Genomic DNA, 16,984 nt, shown 5'->3' with positions numbered 1-16,984 from the left:
CCGGCCGCGTCTGGCGGCCCGCGGCAGCCAGACATTCAACGATTGATTCATGTCTTCTCTTTCCCCCCGCAGCACCATGTCCGATGCACCTGAAGTGAGCCCTGCTTCTGCCAAGAATCCCGAACAACACCCCTTGGATGTGCTCACGGGCGGTGCCTTCTCCGCCGAAACCTCGGGTGATCGCGCCGCGCGTATCCGCGACTGGCTGGCAACCCAGCCTTCGGTCGAGCAATTGCAGGACGTCCTCAAGGAACTGAGCGCGCGCGACAAGGGCGCGGCCCGTGCCGTGCGTGAGCGCCTGGACGAGATCCGCCGCACCAAGGACCAGGAAAAGATCGCAGTGGAGTGGGCTGAAAAGGCCCAGGCGCTGCTGGTCGCATCGCCCTTCAATGCCGCCGACGCCATTGCCTGGCAGCGCGACGCCGCCAAGGCGGGCGCCCCGCTGTCGCGTGAACCTCTGTCGCAGCACAAGGCCCAGCTGGCCGAGCGTGTCAAGGCCATCGAGGAGCTGCAGCACCGCGTGCAGGTCCAGCGCGAAGTGGCCGTTTTGCTGGCCCAGCGCATCGAGGTCCTGTCCACCAAGCCCTGGCGCGATGCCCAGGCTGTGCTCGACAACCTGCGCGCCGACGTGGCCCGTTGGCAGGAGCAGGCCGGCGAACTGACTGGCGATGACAACTGGGCCAGCGTGGACGGACGTTTCCCGCCCCAGCTGGAAGCCGCCAGCGCACAGCTGATCCTGGTCTGGGATGCCTTCCAGTCTGCACTGGCGCTCACCGAAGCTGCCGCCGCCGACGAAGCCGCTCCGCTGCCCACCGTGCCCGTGTGGGCCGATGAGCTGCGTGTGGCGCGTGGCCTGCCTCCCGAGGCAGCGGCTGCCGAGCCGTCCAAGCCCGCTCCCGCAGCCCGCAGCGCAGCCCAGCCCAAGGCGAAGACATCGCCTGAGCAAGTGGCTGCCGCCAGCAGTGCTCTGACCCAGGCGCTGGAGCAGCTCCAGGCCGAGACGGCTGCCGGCGAAAGCAAGGCCGGTTCCGCCGCCGTGCAGGCCGTGCGCGCCGCCATCAAGGCCCATGGCCGCCTGGTGGACGATGCACTGGTCACCAAGGTGCATGAGGCCCTTCTGGCCGCTGGCGAGTCCGAAGGCTGGCCGCGCCAGAACGCCGACAAGCTGCGCGAGGAACTGGTTGCCAAGGCCGAAGCCCTGCTGAACCGCCCTGAAGGCCAGGCGCTGGGTGGCCGCAAGATCCAGGAATCGCTGCGCAGCCTGCGCGAGCAATGGAAGCTGGCCGACCAGGGCAGCGCAGCCAACCACGCACTGTGGAAGAAGTTTGACGAAGCCTGCAACACGGCCCACAAGGTGGTCGAGTCCTGGCACGACAAGCTGCGCACCGAAACCACCCAGTCCAAGGCGCAGCGCCTGGCGCTGATCGAAGAGATCAAGGCCTGGGCAGCACAGCAGTCCGCCAGCGAAGATCTCAAGGGCGCGGCGCGCGCACTGCGCCAGTTCGCTGAACGTTGGCGTGAAAGCGGCCACATCGGCGAGAAGCTGTTTGCCGAACTGCAACCCCAGTTCAAGCAGGCCATGGCCCTGGCCGAGGCCCCGTTGCATGCTGCGCAAAAGGCCAGCCTGCAGCGTCGCCACGCCATGATCGACGAAGCCACCGCGCTGGGCGCAGCGCCCAACTTGCGCATCGACGCCGTCAAGGCCCTGCAGCAGCGCTGGCAGGCCGAGGCGCAGGCTGTGCCTCTGGACCGCAAGCATGAGCAAAAGCTCTGGGATGCCTTCCGCAAGCCACTGGACGAAGCCTTCAATCGCAAGGGCACCGAGCGGGGCCCCCGTGCTGCAGCCGTGGCGCTCAGCGACCATGATCGCCGCGTGCTGGAAGCGTCGCAGGCCGTGGAAGCTGCCAACACCTCGGGTGATGTGCAGCAAATCCGCGCTGCGGTGGAGGCCCTGGAGCAAGCGCTGCGTGGCCGTGCCGATGCTTCCGTGAATGCGGCCCAGCCAGTACAGGAACCTGCCGCTGCTGTAGCGGGTTCGGAAGAGTCCGAAGCCAAGCCGGTGCCGGTGCGCCCCGTGGTTGCCGTGCGCGGTGACGATCGTCCTGGCATGAAGAAGGAAGAGAGCGGTGCACGCGCTGCCCGTCCTGGCGACCGCCGCGATGGTGGCCGTGGCCGCGACGACGGCCGGGATGGCCGAGACAGCCGCGACAGTGGCCGTTTCAGCCGCGAGCCGCGCGAAGAGCGCGGACCGCGCCTGGCGGACCCCGCCTTCCGTGCCCAGCGTGAAGCCATGGAACATGCCCAGGACGCCCTGCGCAAGCTCGCGGCCCAGGCCCATGGTGAGGCACTGACCCAGTTGATGGCGGCGTGGGAGTCGCGTGATGCTGCCCAGATGCCGGCTGCCCAGCAGCTTGGTGGCCGCGTGTCTGCACAAGTGCGCAGCGCCTGGTCGCAGGCCCTGGGTCAGGCACCCAAGGGAGACGCGGGCGAAGCCCTGCTGCGCCTTGAAATGGCCGCCGACGTTCCCACACCTGCGGAACATCTGAGCGCCCGCCGTGCCCTGCAGCTGCAGCTGCTGACGCGCCGCAACGATCCTGCTCCGCAGGAAACCTGGGGCAACGATGCCGCCCGGGTGCTGGCATCGCCGCGCGATGATGCCAGCGCGCGCCGCCTGCAGAACGTGCTCAAGCAACTGCTGCGCAAGTGATGCGTGGGAGGTGATCCTCTCATCCAGGAAGGGAGCCGCTGGCTCCCTTTTTTTTGCGCCATGGATGCGGTCTTCTGGGGTCGATGCGTCTGCAGCGCCCAAGAAAAAAGGCCGTTGCATGTGCAACGGCCTTTTCATGTTTGGTGCCCAGGAGAGGACTCGAACCTCCACGGAGTTACCCGCTAGTACCTGAAACTAGTGCGTCTACCAATTCCGCCACCTGGGCATTTCAGAGTGAGCAAATTATATAGCGCGAAATCTCCGTCTGAAGCCGATTTCCCAAGTTTTTGAGAAATTTCTGTGGGATGGTGGAGGGGCCTGCGACGGTGCCGGCGAGGCAAAGAAAAAAGGCCGTTGCACACGCAACGGCCTTTTCATGTTTGGTGCCCAGGAGAGGACTCGAACCTCCACGGAGTTACCCGCTAGTACCTGAAACTAGTGCGTCTACCAATTCCGCCACCTGGGCATTTCAGAGTACGCAAATTATATAGCGTGAAAGCGATGTGCCGGGCAGGTTTGCAAAGATTTTCCTGAACTTTTCTTGGCGAGATGCCCTTGCCATCGGCTTTCAGCGATCAGAAAAGAAAAAGGCCGTTGCGTGTGCAACGGCCTTTTCATGTTTGGTGCCCAGGAGAGGACTCGAACCTCCACGGAGTTACCCGCTAGTACCTGAAACTAGTGCGTCTACCAATTCCGCCACCTGGGCTTGCTGAAGCTGAAATTCTACTGCATTTTTTGCAGAAGCATCCCGATCTTCGATTTTTTTCTTGAGACTGTCATCTGCCAAGTCATGAAGCCAGGGAACTGCCTTCTGCTGAAGATAGTTCCTTAGTTCGCCGCAACCTCTGCAGGTTGTCGTTAAACTTGGTGCCCAGGAGAGGACTCGAACCTCCACGGAGTTACCCGCTAGTACCTGAAACTAGTGCGTCTACCAATTCCGCCACCTGGGCATCTCAGGAAAGATTTAGATTGTATACCAAGAAAATGAACCCTCACGCCAAAAGCGCCGATGTGAACGACGAAATCGAGGGCAGTGTGCAGGGGCACCGCGACGGACATGGCTTCGTCATCCGCGATGACGGCGAAGGCGACATCTTCCTCCCCCCCAATGAAATGCGTGCCGTGCTGCACAAGGACCGTGTGAAGGTCCGCATCGTGCGCCAGGACCGCCGCGGCCGGCCTGAAGGCCGTGTGGTCGAGATCATCGAGCGCCCTGCGCACAACATCATTGGCCGCTTCTTGCAGGAAAGCGGTGTGTGGCTGGTGGCGCCCGAGGACAAGCGCTACGGCCAGGACATTCTGATCCCCGCCAATGCCACAGGATCGGCCAAGATCGGCCAAGTGGTGGTGGTGGAGCTAACCGAGGCGCCTGCGCTGTTCGGCCAGCCCGTGGGACGCATCATCGAAGTGCTCGGTGAAGTCGATGATCCCGGCATGGAGATCGAGATCGCGGTGCGCAAGTACGGCGTCCCGCATGTGTTTTCCGATGCCTGCCTGGCGCAGGCCAAGGCGCTGCCGGACAGGGTGCGGCCTGCCGATTGCAAGAAGCGCATCGACCTGACCGATGTGCCCCTGGTGACCATCGATGGCGAGGACGCGCGCGATTTCGACGATGCCGTCTACTGCGAGCCCGCCAAGGTCGGGCGCAGCAAGGGCTGGCGCCTGCTGGTGGCGATTGCCGATGTGAGTCACTACGTGACCACGGGCAGCGCCATCGACATCGATGCCTATGACCGCGCCACCAGCGTCTATTTCCCGCGCCGCGTGATCCCCATGCTGCCCGAGAAGCTGAGCAATGGCCTGTGCTCGCTCAACCCCGATGTGGACCGCCTGTGCATGGTCTGCGACATGCTGATCACCGCCAAGGGCGAGATCCATGCCTATCAGTTCTATCCGGCGGTGATGCACAGCCATGCGCGCTTCACCTATACCGAGGTGGCGGCCATCCTGGCCAATACGCGCGGCCCGGAGGCTGCGCGGCGCTCGGAGCGCGTGGGTGACTTGCTCAATCTTCATGGCGTCTACCAGGCGCTGCTCAAGTCGCGCGAGGCGCGCGGCGCCGTGGACTTCGAGACCACGGAGACGCAGATCGTCTGTGACGAGAACGGCCGCATCGAGAAGATCGTGCCGCGCACGCGCAACGAGGCGCACAAGCTGATCGAGGAGGCCATGCTGGCTGCCAATGTCTGCAGTGCGGACTTCATCGAGCAAAGCGGTCGCGTCGGCCTGTTCCGCGTGCACGACAAGCCCTCGCTGGAAAAGCAGGACATTCTGCGCAACTATCTGAAGGCCATGGGGGTTGGTGTGGCGCTGAGCGAGAACCCGGCCACGTCCGAGTTCCAGGCCATTGCCAACGCCACCAAGGACCGTCCCGACTCCCAGCAGATCCACACCATGCTGCTGCGCTCAATGATGCAGGCCTTCTACACGCCCGAGAATTCGGGCCACTTCGGCCTGGCATTCGACGCCTATACGCACTTCACCAGCCCGATCCGCCGCTATCCCGATTTGCTGGTGCACCGCGTGATCAAGGCCGAGCTCGAAGGCACGCACTATCGCCTGCCCGAACTGCCCACCCCCGGAGAAGCCGAGGCCAAGCTGGCCAAGCGTCTGGCATCACGCGTCAGCCCACCCGGCCAGAAGCCGCGCAAGCGCGCGCCCGCCGCCGAGGTCCAGGCCTGGGAGGCCGCCGGCCTGCACTGCAGTGCCAACGAGCGCCGGGCCGACGAGGCCAGCCGCGATGTCGAAGCCTGGCTCAAGTGCAAGTACATGCGCGAGCATCTGGGCGAGGAGTTCGGCGGCATGGTCTCTGCGGTGACCACCTTCGGCATCTTCGTCACGCTCGACGCCATGTATGTGGAGGGGCTGGTCCACATCACCGAGCTGGGTGGCGACTATTTCCGATTTGACGAGGCGCGCCAGGAACTGCGCGGCGAGCGCTCGGGCATTCGCTATGGAATCGGCACGCGGCTGCGCGTGCAGGTCAGCCGCGTGGACCTGGATGGCCGGCGCATCGATTTCCGCCTGGTGCGCGATGGCGAAGAGCAGCCGGCCTCGGGCCGGCCCGGCAGGACGCCGGCGCGCACGGAAACCCATCAGGGCGAAAAATGGGGCCGCCGCGATGCCAAGGAAAAGCGGGCGCAGCGCAACTCGGGAGGCTCCGGCGGTGCAAGGCCTGAGTCTGATGCAGCGGCGTCGGCCGGCAAGCAGGGACGCAAGGCGTCTAAAAAGGCCATGGTCAAGGGTGTGAACCTGGCCGCGCTGGAAGCTGAATATGCGAATGCCCAGCCGCGCCCGGCTACCTCGGCGCGGCAGAGCGATATGGGCGAGGCGGTTGCGGAGCCATCATCCGCTGGCTCCGCTGCGCGACCCCGCAGAGGCCGGGCGTCCGAGGCACGCAAGCCTGCGGCCACGGATGCTGCCGCCCACGGCCTGCCGCAGCTGCCTCCACCGTCGCCGGTGCAGGCACTGCGCGCCTTGGGCAAGAAGGCCTTGGGCGCCGTCAAGTCCAAGGTGACGGGCAACACATCCAAGCCCCGGCGCAAGTCCTGAGGGTTTTTATGCTCCGAGCTGCTGGGCCAGTGCACTGGCGCTGAACGGGATGTGCGCAGGCCAATGGTCTGCTGCAAATCCATGGCGCCAGGCCGCCAGGGCTGCTGCCTGCGTGGGCTCCAGGCCTTGGGCCCACAGCGCAGCAATCAGCCCGGCCAGCACATCGCCGGTTCCTCCGGTCGACAGGCGGGCGTTTCCCGTGGGATTGATCCAGCAAGGCGGTGCATCACCCTCTCCCTGAGGCCCGGCGATCACGGTGCCGGAGCCTTTGAGCAGCGCGGTGCAGTCGAAGCGTTGCGCCAGCTGCCTGGCGGCGTGCAGCCGCTGTGCCTGGATCTGTGCGGTGTTCGTCTTCAGCAGGCGGGCGGCCTCCAGCGGGTGGGGCGTCAGCACCGTGTGCAGGTCGCGCTGGCGGCGCTCTTTCAGGAGCGAGGCCAGCGATGCATCTTCGGCAACGGCATTCAGTGCGTCTGCGTCCAGCACCAGCCTGGGGGCTTGTTCCAGTATCTGGGGCAGCCATGCGCGCACCGCCACGCCGCCCCCGCATCCGCACGCCACGGTGGTGCTGCGCCAGTCCTGCGCTTCAGGGCTGCGCAGCATGATTTCGGGCCAGGGCGCGGTGGCCTGGCCTGACCCGGCCGAGGCATCGAGCAGAGCGAGCATCACGCGCCCCGCGCCACCATGCAGTGCGGCCAGGGCAGCCAGCCAGGCGGCGCCGGTCATGGAAAGGCCGCGCTGTCCCAGCCCCTCTCCGCCAAGGATGGCCACGTCGCCAAAGCTTCCCTTGTGGCTGGCATGCGGGCGCGGGGCGCTGGCGCCTGGTGAAAACAGTTGTGCGCAGGGCGGGGGAGTGAGGATTGGCCCGCCTTTCGCCAGTCCCGTGTCCAGGTCATCCCACCATATCTGGCTGCAGGCATCGCGGCCACTTCCTGTGAACAGTCCGGGCTGCAGCGTCAGCAGCGCCAGCGTGTGCCGTGCGCTGGCTGGGGCATTCGGGGGTGCGAATCCAGGCAGGTACTGCCCGGTGTCGGCATCCAGTCCGGAGGCTATGTCCGCGCACAGGACTGGGCTGGTGCTGGACTGCAGGCTGCGCAGCAGAGTGAGCAGGCGCTCATTCGTGCTGGTGCGCGGGCTTGCGGCGTCTGGCTGGCGCAGGCCGATGCCCAGCAATGCGTCAATGCACAAGTCCTGTGGCCCCATGTCGGCGGGCATGTGCTCGGTCCATTGCACGCCGGCTTCGTGGGCGGCGTCCCAGGCGGCGCGTGCATCGTCTGGCATGTGGGTGCGTTCGCGCACGCAGCTGACCAGAATGCGGCAACTGCGGGCCTTTTCTGGCGCCGCATTCAGGCTTTGTTGCAGCCAGGCGGCTGCCTGCAAACCATCGCCGCCGTTGTTGCCGGGGCCACAGGCTATCCAGATGCAGCGTGCATGGGGAGCGATAGCGCGTGCCAGGCGTGCCAGGCCCGCGCCCGCGCGTTGCATGAGGCTGTGCGCGGGCAGTCTGGCTGCCGCCTGCTGTTCCAGGGTGCGAGTGGCCGCCGTATCAAACAGCGGCAAGGCGGTGGATGTGGGAATGCGCAGCATGGACCGAGCATAGCGGTCCGCCGCCGGGTGGCAGAGGAGGGGGTGCCGGTCAGCCGAAGCGGCGCGGGTCTAGCAGTGCGCTGTCCAGGAAGCTGGCGCGGTTGTCTATCAGGTCGCTCAGCATGCTTGCGCACCCCTGCGCGATGGCGGCGCCGCAGCTGCCGTGTCCCAGGTTGAGCCAGATGCCGGGCAGTCCGCTGGCGCCCACCAGCGGCAGTCCATCGGCCGTGCACATGCGCGTGCCATGCCAGATCTGTACGCCCGAGGCCAGCACCGCGCTGCCGGGAAAAACCATGTTGAGGCGGTGATACATGCGCTGCAGCGTGGCCTCATGCATGGGGCTGCGGCGGCCCAGCTCTGCGCCGGCCACGATGCGCATGCGCTGGCCCAGGCGGACCAGGGTCATCTGCTCACTCCAGTCCACGATGGCGTGGCGGGGGGCATAACCTTGTTCGCGCAAAGGGGCGCTGACGCCATAGCCGTGCAGGGCGATCATCGGTGGGCGCAGGCCCAGCGGCGTGAGCAGGTTCGCGGCCTCGGCGCCGGCGCAGACGACGATGGCGTCGTGCGAACGGGGGGTGTCTTCGCCCAGCAATTGCAGGCGTGCGGTGCGCCCGGCGCCGCCGGGCTGCAATTTCTGCACCAGGCGCTGCGTCTCGAATCGTGCTCCTGCCGACTGCGCTGCCTGGCGTTGCATCAGCGTGGCAAGGCGGCCATTGGCTGCGCCTGCCTGTGGAAAATACAGGGCGCCTGCGAGCGTGGTTTCCTCGCCCAGGGCGGGTTCGCGCAGCCGGGTCTGGGCGGCATCCAGTGCCTCGCAGCGTGTGCCGGCCTCGGCCAGTGCGTCCAGCGCAGGCTTGAGTTGTTCGTGCTCGGCCTCGCTGCCCAGCAGCACCAGGCTTCCGGCGACATATTCCGGGTCAAACTCCCATTGCCTCCACAGCGATTGCTGGAACTGCTGGCTGCGCTGCGTGAGCGCCTCCAGCGCCGCCATGGCGGCTGTGGGCACGTTGCCTTTGCGCAGTTGCCGCCCGGCCTGGCGCCATTGCCATAGCCAGCGCAGCTGGGCTGCGAGGTTTCCGGAGCCCAGTCGCGGCAGGGCCTGCCGGCCGGGAAGGGCGGGGGAGCGTTCGGCGGTTGAAAGGCCGGGTACGCTCCAGGGCTGGAGCAGGCTGGGGCCCAGCCAGCCGGCATGTCCGAAGCTGGCTTCTTCGGCTGCGGTGCCGTGACGCTCGTAGACGGTGACCTCGTGGCCGGCCTGTGCCAGTGCGTGGGCTGTCGCAACGCCAATGCTGCCGGCGCCCACAATCGCGATGTTCATTTTTGGGTGGAATCTGCTGAAGTGCCCGGATTATCAAGCGGATGCAGCTATCACTACAGGAGTGTGTGCATGTTGCGCAACTGCCGCGACCGTGAGGGGTGGTGAGCGCGCTTTGAGAGCGAAGCCTCGGTTGAAGGGTGGCGTGTGCTAGAATCTTGCGGCTTTGCTAGGGGTTCCCCCTGATTTTCCCCGGGATTGCCGGGGGTCAGGTGAAAGCTTTTGGGTGCGGGGTGTTCGTCAAGAACGCCTGCCCATGCTTGGGGATCCTGCGCAAAGTCAATCGCAAACCAGTCCCTTCAAGGTGTTGCGCCCTGTGTTTCAGGGGGCAATTGTCGGGCTGGATTTTAGACCTAACCTTTGAGGTATTCATATGTCCGTCACTATGCGCGAGATGCTGGAAGCAGGCGTCCACTTCGGTCACCAGACCCGTTTCTGGAACCCCAAGATGGCCCCCTTCATCTTCGGTCACCGCAACAAGATCCACATCATCAACCTGGAAAAGTCGCTGCCGATGTTCCAGGACGCCCAGAAGTTCGTCAAGCAACTGGCGTCCAACGGCGGCACGATCCTGATGGTCGGCACCAAGCGCCAAGCCCGCGAGATGGTGGCTGCTGAAGCCCAGCGCGCTGGCGTGCCCTTCGTTGACCAGCGTTGGCTGGGCGGCATGCTGACCAACTTCAAGACCGTCAAGACGTCCATCAAGCGTCTGAAGGAAATGAAGGCCCAGCAAGAAGCCGGTCTGGAAGCCATGAGCAAGAAGGAACAGCTGATGTTCGTTCGCGAACTGGAAAAGCTGGAAAAGGACATCGGCGGCATCCAGGACATGAACAGCCTGCCCGACGCCATCTTCGTGATCGACGTGGGCTTCCACAAGATCGCCGTGGCCGAAGCCAAGAAGCTGGGTATCCCCCTGGTTGGCGTGGTTGACTCCAACCACAACCCCGAAGGCATCGACTATGTCATCCCCGGTAACGACGACTCTGCCAAGGCTGTGCAACTGTACGCCCAAGGCATCGCCGACGCGATCCTGGAAGGCCGCGCTGCTGCACTGACCGACGTGGTCAAGGCTGCATCCGGCGAGAGCGGTGACGAGTTCGTGGAAGTGGAAGAATCCGCTGCCTGATTGAGCTTGTCCGGCTGAGCGACCTCGTCGCTGAATAAGAAGCGGGGCTCAGGGTAGCCCCGTTTTTTTAGCCGAAATCCTGTAACGAATCGAACTGACATTGGAGAAATACGATGGCTGCAATTACCGCAAGCATGGTGGCTGAACTGCGCGCAAAGACTGACGCGCCCATGATGGAATGCAAGAAGGCTCTGACCGAAGCAGAGGGCGATCTGGTCAAGGCCGAAGAGCTGCTGCGCGTCAAGCTGGGCACCAAGGCTGGCAAGGCTGCCTCGCGCGTGACCGCCGAAGGCGTGATCACCGCCTTCATCGATGGCAACAAGGGTGCCATGATCGAAGTCAACAGCGAAACCGACTTCGTGTCCAAGAACGACAGCTTCATCGCGATGGCCAATGCCGCCGCCAAGCTGGTCGCCGAGCAAAACCCCGCTGACGTGGCCGCGCTGAGCGCCCTGGCCTATGAGCAGGACGGTTTCGGCCCCACCCTGGAAGACGTGCGCAAGGGCCTGATCGGCAAGATCGGCGAGAACATGTCCTTCCGCCGCTTCAAGCGTTTCGACGGCACCAGCCTGGCTTCGTACCTGCACGGTTCGCGCATCGGCGTGATCGTCGAGTTCGAAGGCGATGCAACCGCTGCCAAGGACGTCGCCATGCACGTGGCCGCCATGAAGCCCGTGTCCGTGACCAGCGCTGACGTGCCTGCCGAGCTGATCGAAAAGGAACGCACCGTTGCTGCCGCCAAGGCTGCCGAATCCGGCAAGCCTGCCGAGATCGTCGCCAAGATGGTCGAAGGCTCGGTTCAGAAGTACCTGAAGGAAGTCTCGCTGGCCGACCAGGTCTTCGTGAAGGCTGCCGACGGCAAGCAGACCGTGGCCCAGATGCTCAAGGCCGCCAACACCAACGTCAAGGGCTTCACCCTGTACGTGGTCGGCGAAGGCATCGAAAAGAAGGTTGACGACTTCGCTGCCGAAGTGGCTGCCCAAGTGGCCGCTGCCAAGGCTGGCGCCTGATTCGTCTGAGCGCCTGAACCGTTCCCTTCACCATCCACCACCATCCACCTTTCGGAGAAACACCATGTCCAACGCCGCACCGGCCCACAAGCGCATCCTGCTCAAGCTGTCCGGTGAGGCGCTCATGGGCGACGACTCGTTCGGCATCAACCGTGCCACCATCGAGCGCATGGTCTCCGAAATCGCCGAAGTCACCCGCGTGGGTGTCCAGGTGGCCGTGGTGATCGGTGGAGGGAATATTTTCCGTGGCGTGGCTGGTGGTTCGGTCGGAATGGACCGCGCCACCGCCGACTACATGGGCATGCTGGCCACCGTGATGAATGCCCTGGCTCTGGCCGATGCCATGGACAAGCAGGGCCTCATCGCCCGTGTCATGTCGGCCATTGCCATCGAGCAGGTCGTGGAGCCCTATGTGCGCCCCAAGGCCCTGCAGTATCTCGAAGAGGGCAAGGTGGTGGTGTTCGCCGCCGGCACCGGCAACCCGTTCTTCACGACCGATACGGCCGCGGCACTGCGCGGCGCGGAGATCGGTGCCGAAGTGGTGCTCAAGGCCACCAAGGTCGATGGTGTCTACACCGACGACCCGATGAAGAATCCCAACGCGACCCGCTATCACAAGCTGGCTTTCGACGAGGCCATTTCGCGCAACCTGGGCATCATGGACGCCACTGCCTTTGCGCTGTGCCGCGATCAGAAGCTGCCGATCCGGGTGTTCTCCATCATCAAGCCCGGCGCGCTCAAGCGCGTGGTCATGGGCGAGGATGAGGGCACGCTGGTGTACGCTTGAGCGTTTTGATCCCGCGTTTCACAGCTCTTCAAGGAACAAGAACATGACGATTGCAGACATCAAGAAGACCACCGAGTCCAAGATGGGCCAGTCCATCGAAGCGCTCAAGAACAATCTTGCGCGTGTGCGTACCGGCCGTGCCAACCCCTCGCTGCTGGACTCCATCCATGTGGATTACTACGGCTCAATGGTGCCGCTGTCCCAGGTGGCCAACGTGAACCTGCTCGATGCGCGCACCATCAGCGTGCAGCCCTGGGAAAAGAGCATGTCCGCCAAGGTGGAGAAGGCCATTCGCGAAAGCGATCTGGGTCTGAACCCTGCCTCGCTGGGCGATCTGATCCGTGTGCCCATGCCTCCGATGAGCGAGGAACGCCGCAAGGAAATGACCAAGCTGGCCCGCAACGAAGGCGAAGCTTCCAAGATCGCCGTGCGCAACCTGCGCCGCGACGCCAACGAAGCCGTCAAGAAGCTGGTCAAGGACAAGGAAGCCTCGGAAGACGACCAAAAGCGTTGCGAAGCCGATGTCCAGAAGATGACCGACAAGCACATCACCGAGATCGACGCGCTGGTGGCTGCCAAGGAACAAGACATCATGGCGGTCTGAGGCGTACTGCCTCGCTTGCCTCAGGGCCCGTACCTTTGACAAACCAAGACTCCGGCGCGGTGCCGCGCCATATTGCCGTCATCATGGATGGCAATGGACGCTGGGCCAATCGCCGCTTTCTGCCGCGACTGGCCGGCCACAAGCAGGGCGTGGAATCGCTGCGCCGCTGTGCCCGCGCCTGCGTCCAGCGCGGCGTGCAGGTCCTGACCGTCTTCGCCTTTTCTTCCGAGAACTGGAACCGCCCCGAAGAGGAGGTTTCCGGTCTCATGGGCCTGCTGGCCAATGCCCTTGCCAAGGAAGTGCAGCAGTTGAGCCGCGATGGCGTGCGCCTGCACTTCATCGGCGACCGCAGTGGCCTGAGCGAGAAAGTGTGCGCAGGCCTGGCCCAGGCCGAGCAGGTCACGGCACACAACAACCGCCTGGTGCTCAATGTCTGCTTCAACTACGGCGGGCGCTGGGACATTGCCCAGGCCGCAGCCCGGCTGGCAGAGCAGGGCGAGCCCATCACTCCGCAGAGCCTGGACCGCGCACTCGCGCTGTCCCATGTGCCCGACCCGGACCTGCTGATCCGCACTGGCGGGGAGATGCGCATCAGCAACTTCCTGTTGTGGCAGGCCGCGTATTCAGAGCTCTTCTTCAGTGCCAGCCTGTGGCCTGATTTCGACGAGGCCTGCCTGGACGAGGCCATTGCCGCCTTCACTTCGCGCGAGCGGCGCTTTGGCCAGACCTCCGCGCAAGTACACCAATCACAATCGAAGTCGTCCCATCAACAGACGACCTGAACAAGGGGGAGCCATGCTCAAGCAGCGAGTCATCACCGCCCTGATCCTGCTGGCCATCTTGCTGCCTGCGCTGTTCTATCCGACGGGCGTTCCGTTCGCCGTGGTGGTGCTCGTGCTCATGGCGGCGGGTGCCTGGGAATGGGGCCGTCTCAACGGCTTTGGCTCCGCTGGAGCCATCGGCATAGGTGCCATCTGCACGGCGATGTGCGTGGGGACCTGGGCCGCGGGCTGGCTGGAGCGTCCTCTGACCGCGGTCTGGGTGGTCGCTGGCTCCGCCTGGGTGCTGGGCGGCGCGGCACTGCTGCGCGCAGGCGTGGCCGGCTGGCCGCGCATTGCGGGGCCTGTGCGTCTGGTCGGCGGAGTGCTGGCCCTGTGGCTGGCCTGGGTGGCCGTGGTGCAGGCGCGCATGATGGGCATCAACTTCCTGCTGTCGGTGCTGGTGCTGGTCTGGGTGGCCGATGTCTTTGCATATTTCGCAGGCCGGACCCTGGGCCTGAAATTCACCAAGTCCAAGCTCGCGCCGTCCATCAGTCCCGGCAAGAGCTGGGAAGGCGTGTGGGGCGGCATGGCCGGCGTGCTGGTGCTGGCCTTGGCCTGGGTCTGGGCGGACCGCCACTACGCGGTGGCCGTGCCCAGTTTCTATTCGTTGCTGTTGGCGCGCGGGGCCTGGTTCCTGCTGCTGGCGGTTGTGTTCATGGCCGCGATGAGCGTGGTCGGCGACCTGGTCGAATCCCTGGTCAAGCGCAGCGTGGGCGTCAAGGACAGCAGTGGTCTGCTGCCCGGCCATGGCGGCGTGCTTGATCGCGTCGATGCCCTGCTGCCGACCCTGCCGCTGGCCATGATGCTTTCCTCTTTCGCGCATTCATGAAGCAGAAAATCACCGTCCTGGGCTCCACGGGCTCCATCGGTACCAATACGCTGGACGTGGTGGCGCGCCACCGCGAGCACTACGAGGTCTTTGCACTCAGCGCGGCCACGCAAGTGGACCTGATGCTGCGCCAGTGTGCCGAATTCAAGCCCCGCTACGCCGTCATGGCCAGCGCGCCACACGCGAAGCTGCTGGCTGAACAGCTGCGCAGCAATGGATTGGCGACCGAAGTGCTGCAGTCGCCAGACGCGCTGGAGCAGATCGCCTCGCATCCCGAGGTCGATGCCGTCATGGCGGCCATCGTCGGTGCGGCGGGCCTTGCGCCTTGTCTGGCGGCCGCGCGCGCGGGCAAGCGCCTGCTGCTGGCCAACAAGGAGGCTCTGGTCGTTGGCGGCGCACTGTTCATGGACACGGTCAAGCGCCATGGCGCGACCCTGCTGCCCATAGACAGCGAGCATTCGGCCATTTTCCAGTGCCTGCCGGAAGACCGAGCCAGCTGGCCCGATCGCGTGGACAGTCTGCTGCTCACGGCGTCGGGTGGACCCTTTCGCCTGCGCGATCCGGCCACCTTGTCCGAGATCACGCCGGAGCAGGCCTGCGCGCACCCGAACTTCTCCATGGGGCGCAAGATCTCCGTGGACTCGGCGACCATGATGAACAAGGCGCTGGAGGTGATCGAGGCACGCTGGCTGTTCGACATGGCTCCCGACAAGATCAAGGTCGTCATCCACCCGCAGCAGATCGTGCACTCCATGGTGCAGTTCAAGGATGCCTCGGTGCTGGCGCAACTGGGCACGCCCGACATGCGCGTGCCCATCGCCTGCGGCCTGGCTTGGCCACGGCGCATCGCCAGCGGCGCGGCGCCCCTGGATTTCGCGAAGCTGTCGGCCCTGACTTTCGAAGAGGCGGATGCCGTGCGCTTTCCGGGCCTGCATCTTTCCTGGCAGGCGCTGCTCGCCAGCGAGGGAACTACGGCGGTTCTCAATGCTTCCAATGAAGTCGCCGTTGCCGCCTTCCTGGAGCGACGCCTGGCGTTTGACCGTATCCACGCTGTGAATTTGCGCACTCTCGAAACCTTGCTGCCGCCTACACTGGGCAGCCTGGACGACCTGCTGGCCCTGGACGCCCAGGCTCGCGAAATCGCGCACACCGTGGCGCGGCAGTGGCAGCTGTAATGCCGGCTTCGCGGGCCAGACCGGGTTTCTCGGTGGGCCTGCGGCGGTATCCAGGTGCGCATTGGATTCAAAGGAGTATCAATTGTTGCTGACCGTAGTTGCATTCGTGGTCGCGCTGGGCGTGCTGATTGCCGTCCACGAGTGGGGCCACTACCGCGTCGCTGTGGCCTGCGGCGTGAAGGTGCTTCGGTTTTCCGTCGGCTTCGGTCGCCCCATCCTGCGCTGGAAGCGCAAAGGTTCGGACACGGAATTCGTCATCGGTGCACTGCCGCTTGGCGGCTATGTGCGCATGCTCGACGAGCGTGAGGGCGAAGTCCCTGCCGATCAGCGCCATCTGGCATTCAACACCCAGCCGCTGCGGTCACGTGCGGCCATCGTGGCGGCAGGCCCGGTGGCCAATCTCGTGCTGGCCATTGCGCTGCTGGCCATCGTCAATTGGATGGGCATGCAGGAGCCCGTGGCGCGATTGGCCACGCCGCCGGCGGGCACGGTGCTGCAGATGGCGGGCGTGCAGGGCGGTGATCGCGTGCTGCGCATCGCCTTGGGCGACCAGGAGTGGGAAGAGGTCCGCTCCATCAATGATCTGCGTTGGACACTGACGCGCGCCGCGCTCGATGACGAGTCGGTGCGCATGGAAGTGCTCCAGGGCCGGCGCACCGCTCCGTCCGAACTGCGGCTGGCGCTGGCCGGGCAGGTGCAGGGCGAGCCCGATGCCGCTTTCTTCGAGCGCCTGGGCCTGCTGGGGCCGTGGACACAGCCCGTGCTGGACAAGGTGATCGCCGGTGGTGCCGCCGAAAAGGCCGGCTTGCGCCAGGGCGACCTGGTGCTGCGCGTGGGCAGCACACCGGTGGATGATGGCACCCAGCTGCGCAATCTCATCCGCAAGATGGGTGCATCGGGCCAGGTCCAGCAGCAGGTCTGGCTGGTGGAGCGCGATGGCAGGCAACTGCAGATCCCCGTGCTGCCCGATCTGGGTCGCTCGGAAGATGGCAAGGAGAGCATTGCCCGCATCAGTGCCTACATCGGCAGCGCTCCCGAGATGGCTCTGGTGCAGCGCGGTCCGCTGGAAGGCCTGTGGGCTGGCGTGCAGCGCACCTGGGAGCTGTCGTCGCTGACGCTGCGCATGATGGGCCGCATGGTGATAGGCGAGGCATCGCTCAAGAACATCAGCGGCCCCTTGACCATTGCCGACTATGCGGGGCGCTCGGCCAGCATGGGCCTGGTTCAATACCTCTCGTTCCTGGCGCTGATAAGCATCAGCCTGGGGGTTCTCAACTTGCTCCCCCTGCCGGTGCTCGATGGCGGGCACCTGATGTATTATCTTTGGGAGGGCGTGACTGGCCGAAGCGTGTCGGAAGTCTGGGCCGGACGCTTGCAGCGTGCAGGCGTGGCGGTTTTGATGATGATGATGTCCGTCGCCTTTTTCAACGATATCAACCGGCTTTGGGGCTAACTTTTCAGCCGTTTTCGG

Annotated in this window: 12 protein-coding genes and 4 tRNA genes; 10 read left to right on the top strand and 6 right to left on the bottom strand. The window is 64.9% G+C overall.

All coding sequences use genetic code 11. The annotated features are described in order from the left end of the window. The first annotated feature begins 76 nt into the window (after nt 1-76). On the top strand, nt 77-2,707 hold the full coding sequence (locus BO996_RS23090; RefSeq protein ID WP_071956506.1) for a DUF349 domain-containing protein: 2,631 nt from the start codon (nt 77-79) through the stop codon (nt 2,705-2,707). A gap of 141 nt (nt 2,708-2,848) precedes the next feature. Here BO996_RS23090 and BO996_RS23085 read toward each other — a convergent pair. From BO996_RS23085 to BO996_RS23070, 4 genes are all read right to left on the bottom strand, one after another. After that, nucleotides 2,849-2,933: transfer RNA gene (locus BO996_RS23085), tRNA-Leu, on the bottom strand. Between the two features lie 155 nt (nt 2,934-3,088). Then, nucleotides 3,089-3,173 (bottom strand) — tRNA-Leu (locus BO996_RS23080). A gap of 155 nt (nt 3,174-3,328) precedes the next feature. Then, nucleotides 3,329-3,413 (bottom strand) — tRNA-Leu (locus BO996_RS23075). A gap of 159 nt (nt 3,414-3,572) precedes the next feature. Then, nucleotides 3,573-3,657 (bottom strand) — tRNA-Leu (locus tag BO996_RS23070). Between the two features lie 34 nt (nt 3,658-3,691). Between BO996_RS23070 and rnr the strand changes: the two genes are divergently transcribed. Then, complete coding sequence (rnr, locus tag BO996_RS23065) at nt 3,692-6,259, top strand: ribonuclease R (RefSeq protein WP_071956505.1); 2,568 nt, start codon at nt 3,692-3,694, stop codon at nt 6,257-6,259. Nucleotides 6,260-6,265: 6 nt separating this feature from the next. On the opposite strand, the gene BO996_RS23060 is transcribed toward rnr, so the two are convergent. Both BO996_RS23060 and BO996_RS23055 read right to left on the bottom strand, forming a co-directional pair. Further along, on the bottom strand, nt 6,266-7,843 hold the full coding sequence (locus tag BO996_RS23060; RefSeq protein ID WP_071956504.1) for an NAD(P)H-hydrate dehydratase: 1,578 nt from the start codon (nt 7,841-7,843) through the stop codon (nt 6,266-6,268). A gap of 49 nt (nt 7,844-7,892) precedes the next feature. Next, nucleotides 7,893-9,164, bottom strand: a complete 1,272-nt coding sequence (locus tag BO996_RS23055) for an FAD-dependent oxidoreductase (protein ID WP_071956503.1) — start codon at nt 9,162-9,164, stop codon at nt 7,893-7,895. A 370-nt stretch (nt 9,165-9,534) separates the two neighbouring features. Between BO996_RS23055 and rpsB the strand changes: the two genes are divergently transcribed. The 8 genes from rpsB (at nt 9,535) to rseP (ending at nt 16,966) form a co-directional block, all read left to right on the top strand. Then, entirely contained in the window at nt 9,535-10,287 is a 753-nt protein-coding gene (rpsB, locus tag BO996_RS23050) for a 30S ribosomal protein S2 (RefSeq protein ID WP_012206747.1), read from the top strand. Between the two features lie 113 nt (nt 10,288-10,400). Continuing rightward, nucleotides 10,401-11,297: a translation elongation factor Ts gene (gene tsf / locus BO996_RS23045; RefSeq protein WP_013801447.1), complete on the top strand. Its 897-nt coding sequence runs from the start codon at nt 10,401-10,403 to the stop codon at nt 11,295-11,297. A gap of 64 nt (nt 11,298-11,361) precedes the next feature. After that, nucleotides 11,362-12,084, top strand: a complete 723-nt coding sequence (gene pyrH, locus BO996_RS23040; protein ID WP_012206745.1) for a UMP kinase — start codon at nt 11,362-11,364, stop codon at nt 12,082-12,084. Between the two features lie 43 nt (nt 12,085-12,127). Further along, nucleotides 12,128-12,688, top strand: coding sequence for a ribosome recycling factor (gene frr, locus BO996_RS23035; RefSeq protein ID WP_012206744.1), 561 nt, complete (start codon nt 12,128-12,130; stop codon nt 12,686-12,688). An 83-nt stretch (nt 12,689-12,771) separates the two neighbouring features. After that, nucleotides 12,772-13,470 (top strand): polyprenyl diphosphate synthase, encoded by a 699-nt coding sequence (gene uppS / locus BO996_RS23030; RefSeq protein WP_442856968.1) that lies wholly within the window; start codon nt 12,772-12,774, stop codon nt 13,468-13,470. 13 nt (nt 13,471-13,483) lie between these two features. Then, nucleotides 13,484-14,338, top strand: coding sequence for a phosphatidate cytidylyltransferase (locus tag BO996_RS23025; protein ID WP_063325296.1), 855 nt, complete (start codon nt 13,484-13,486; stop codon nt 14,336-14,338). Then, the gene (gene ispC, locus BO996_RS23020) at nt 14,335-15,513 is read left to right on the top strand and encodes a 1-deoxy-D-xylulose-5-phosphate reductoisomerase (protein WP_071956502.1); all 1,179 of its coding nucleotides are present in this window, start codon (nt 14,335-14,337) and stop codon (nt 15,511-15,513) included. The genes BO996_RS23025 and ispC overlap by 4 nt, the downstream gene beginning before the upstream one ends. Nucleotides 15,514-15,595: 82 nt before the next feature. Further along, a complete protein-coding gene (gene rseP / locus BO996_RS23015; protein WP_043795909.1) occupies nt 15,596-16,966 on the top strand; it encodes an RIP metalloprotease RseP in 1,371 nt (456 codons plus the stop codon). Nucleotides 16,967-16,984 lie beyond the last annotated feature (18 nt).

Source organism: Delftia sp. HK171, from assembly GCF_001886655.1.
Lineage (GTDB): Bacteria > Pseudomonadota > Gammaproteobacteria > Burkholderiales > Burkholderiaceae_C > Comamonas > Comamonas acidovorans.
Note: the sequence above shows the minus strand (reverse complement) of the source record. Positions and strands in the feature narration are given on the sequence as shown.